The organism is Pseudomonas edaphica, from assembly GCF_005863185.1.
Taxonomy (GTDB): domain Bacteria; phylum Pseudomonadota; class Gammaproteobacteria; order Pseudomonadales; family Pseudomonadaceae; genus Aquipseudomonas; species Aquipseudomonas edaphica.
Window position 1 is genome coordinate 1 of the sequence record NZ_VBVZ01000587.1, and the last position, 3790, is coordinate 3790.

Consider the following 3790-nt stretch of genomic DNA (forward strand, 5'->3'; position numbering starts at 1 on the left):
GTATCGAACACCCAAATCACCCGCAGGCTTTGCGGGAACGCAGCGTAATCAACCGTGTGAGTCAGCCACTCGAAGCCCGGGATTTCAGCCTTGGCGGTTTCGCAGGCGTCGGTCAACGTGGCGACCAGGCGGCGTTCGAGGCGGGCGGTGTCGCGTGTGGTTGGGGGCATCGAGTGGAATCCAGAGAGTAAACACTTCGGTTGGCCATCTTAACCATCATCATGGCAAAACTTGCACATTCCGACCTTTGAATTATCGTCTTGAAACGGAGGCTGGCGTCATAACGTATCACTTGGGACACGCGGGCCAGGGTTTTTAGAGCATAAAACGCGAAGGCAAAAAGTACGTCGCCAACGTTCCGGGATACGCCTCCAAGTCCAGTGCATAGGATTGAACTGCCTTACCCACTCACTTGGAGAGCACGATGAACAAGCAGCCAGCAAGCAGCAATTCCCAGCGTCATCAGCAAAATAATCGCGCCGATGCATTGAATAATAACCGTGGAACCAGCGGTTCAAACCCAACCAATGCTGATGTTCACGGTAATCGTGGCAAACAACTGAACCCCAATCGGCGCTAGGACAGCGCCCCCCGGCCTTCGGGCCGGGGCATCAAGGAGTCACAATGAACACAAACGTTTGTTTTGCCACACAAGGCGAGTTACTCAAGTTTGCTTACGACGCATTCGGCGTTCTGCCTCGCAAGAACAAGGTCGCGGGCGACTTTGATGACGAGTCGAAAAAAAAGATTCAGAAACAGCTGGAAAGGCTCGTCAAGGAAGAAGGGCATCTGGCTGCAAACTATGGGGAGGCCGTTCAACTACTCAGCTATATCCTCACCGGTTATCTGCCGAGCATTCGTATAGTGGGTGCGATTGGCGAAAGCCTGGCCGACCTCGATGATGCCTACAACGCGTTGGTACGCAACGAGGGGACGTTTCTGGAAAAAACTCGCACGCTTCAATATTTCATCTCCATCAAAGCTGTTCGGCTATTGGTGGTGTCATTGAATCGGAGTTTGCTTCACTACCGGATCGCTGATTTTGAACTCGAAACACCCGAAGACGCATTCTGGTACCTGCCGTCAATCGCCGACGACGGTAAGCTGACTTTGCCTTTAGAGAAGGTAATGCGTTGGGCTTATCAGCGGTGCGGCAGCTCGCAGACACAATTTCATTATCCAGGGAAAAACGCCGCGACTGAAATCGCCCCGCTTCAAAACCATCTCGACAATGCCATCAACTGGACCCGAGATGCCGCGTTCCCTGCACTCCCGGCGCTGATGAAAAACTTTAATGATTCGTTCTGCACATTGGCCGAACACGGGCGAGAAGTCCCTGCGCAATTACAGGCCAGCATCCTGACCGCCTTGGTCGTTGCCAGGGTAACGACTTACGTCGCCAAGGAGATTGTACAAGTCTACGACGCTCACTACTTGAAGGACGTTTGCACGCAGTTTCGATCTTACTCAGACTGGATTGCAGAGGACATTAACGAATTCAAAGCTGAAATATACCCGGTCATTCACCGTCAGACGTCACCCGATGTCGCCATGCAGGTCTGGCAGCATGCGTGCAGTCAGTACTGGGAGTTCTTTCATGGCAAGCTCGATGCCGTGGTTGACACGTTAGAGCGCCTAAAAGAGGCCCGGCCCGATCAGCCTATACGACAGGACGTACTGTCGGCCCTCACCAGTAAATATGGTCCATTTGTCGTGCACAGCTGCATGGATATTTATCAGCGCAAGTTACTCTTGAACGCGCCGCAAGGTTTTGCCGACATGTTGGAGCAAGGCTTTGCACTCAAACGCGACTCAGGTACCCAGTGGTCGCAGATCGATGAATATGCCGAGCAAGTTGAAGCCTGTGAAATGCAAGAGCACTTGTGCTGGATGGAGCCTTGGCTGCGCGCGGTCTACCACTATCGCCAGGAAGACTTTAAAGCTGCGATGGACTTCTATCAGGCCGCTTTTGATAACGCCAAGTATCGATGTGGCCGGCTCCAGTATTCACTGGTGAACCAATACGTGGAAGTCGCCGCCAAGAATGGTAAATGGCAATGTTTCAAGAAGGGCGTCGAATGGGCGCGATACCTTGGCATTCAGGTGCGTTGGTTGCGTCATGACGAACCCACGCAAGAGAACCTCGAATATGTTTACGCCATGCTGAGAGTCGCTCGTTACGATCATCAACTGTAGGCGGCTTTCGTGAGAAAGGGTGCGCTTATTCTGGAAAAAGCAATTTCGATCAGGATGTCGCACCGCGCCTGCCTATCGCTGCTGAAACGCTACTTTCAGCCCCAGCCCCATAAACAGCGTGCCGATGATCTTGCCTTCCCACCGACGCAGCTTGGATAGCCCCTTGAGCCCGCGACTTAACGGGCGAATCGAGAGTGCCAGCAAACTCGTATAAACCGCGCTCAGTACCGAAAAGATCAAGCCCAGCAGCGCAAACTGCACCAACGACGAACCCGATTCCGGGTGTACAAATTGCGGCAGGAACGCCAGGAAGAAGATCGCCGTTTTCGGGTTCAACACCTCAGCCCCAATCGCCTGGAAAAACGCCTGGCGCGGCGTCACCGCCGGTAGCTCCAATCGCGCATACGTGCCGGTTTTGGACATGAACGCCCGCACGCCCAGGTAGATCAAATACGCCGCGCCGGCCCACTTCACCGCATTAAACGCCGCCGCCGAAGTCATCAAAATCGCCGACAGCCCCAGTGCTGCGCACAGTGTATGAATCAAGTCGCCGCACGCCACACCCAGCCCGGTCGCAACACCGACCTTGCGCCCGCCTTGAATCGTGCGCGTGAGCACCAGCAGCACGGAAGGGCCGGGGATCAGGAAAAGGCCGAGCACCACGGCGATGTAGGTGACGAGGGCAGTGAATTCAAACATGGCGGGTTATCTCGCAGATGGGCGCGGCCTACAGTAATCCTCATGTAGGCAGCCAATGCAACGCCGATCAAGCAAACGCGGCGACCATAAACGCCTCCAAGCCTTTCTCCTCCAGAATCTCGATAGAGAAATGCCCGAAGCGCTTAGGCAACCAAATGATCCGTGTGCCGGACGGCGATTGTAGATCCGCCAGGCTCAAGGGCCGGCCGTTTTCATCCTGCGGCTGCACACCCTCGGCCATCAACTCGGCATAGGCCACCTCGATATCCGGCGTGGTGTAGCAATGCCGATAAATCATGCCCTCACCGTGCGCGTCCAACAGCTCGCGCAAGTTGCCCGCCACCGGCTGCACCAGCATAAAACGCTCCAGGCCCATCAACGCCACCGCATATCGCACATGCAGCCCGCCGCGTTCCCACACCTGGGTGTTGGAGATTTTGGCCTTGAGGATTTTGGCGTAATAAGCGCAGGTTTCTTCAAGGTTCTCGACCAGTACGTCGACGTGGCTGAACTTCAGCTCCATTACAGGCCCTCTTGGCGGGTGTGGATTCAGGCGACAGTAGCCGATTTACAACTGTTAACGAATTGAAAGTCGCGTTCGATATAGGCTTCGAACAGTCCTAACCCCTGTTCGCCGAGCCCTCAACCATGAAATTGCCCGCCATCGCTGCCGCATTTTTTGTACTCGCCACCCTGCAATCACCCTGGGCACAGGCCGCAACGCCCATCACCCACGTCGCCATCTACCGAGGCCCGGCGGGCTGTGATGACTGTTCCGAGAACGTCAAAAACGCCTTGCTGCGGCTCAGCCCCAACTATCAGATCGACTTTGTAGGCGCGGATGAAGCCATCGACATCACCCCGCAAAACCTTGCACGCTATGACCTCTATGTTC

At 55.0% G+C, this 3790-nt stretch carries 4 protein-coding genes and 1 pseudogene; 3 read left to right on the forward strand and 2 right to left on the reverse strand.

The features are described 5' to 3' along the window. The first annotated feature begins 424 nt into the window (after window positions 1-424). On the forward strand, window positions 425-580 hold the full coding sequence (locus tag FEM54_RS34175) for a hypothetical protein (protein ID WP_171045909.1): 156 nt from the start codon (window positions 425-427) through the stop codon (window positions 578-580). 44 nt (window positions 581-624) lie between these two features. Continuing rightward, a complete protein-coding gene (locus FEM54_RS27030; protein WP_138453702.1) occupies window positions 625-2196 on the forward strand; it encodes a hypothetical protein in 1572 nt (523 codons plus the stop codon). A 72-nt stretch (window positions 2197-2268) separates the two neighbouring features. Here FEM54_RS27030 and FEM54_RS27035 read toward each other — a convergent pair whose 3' ends face one another. Next, entirely contained in the window at window positions 2269-2895 is a 627-nt protein-coding gene (locus FEM54_RS27035) for a LysE family translocator (protein WP_138453703.1), read from the reverse strand. Window positions 2896-2962: 67 nt separating this feature from the next. After that, on the reverse strand, window positions 2963-3418 hold the full coding sequence (locus tag FEM54_RS27040; RefSeq protein WP_099548977.1) for a VOC family protein: 456 nt from the start codon (window positions 3416-3418) through the stop codon (window positions 2963-2965). A 125-nt stretch (window positions 3419-3543) separates the two neighbouring features. Here FEM54_RS27040 and FEM54_RS27045 point away from each other — a divergent pair. After that, a pseudogene (locus FEM54_RS27045) lies at window positions 3544-3790 on the forward strand (BPL-N domain-containing protein); the annotation flags it as partial.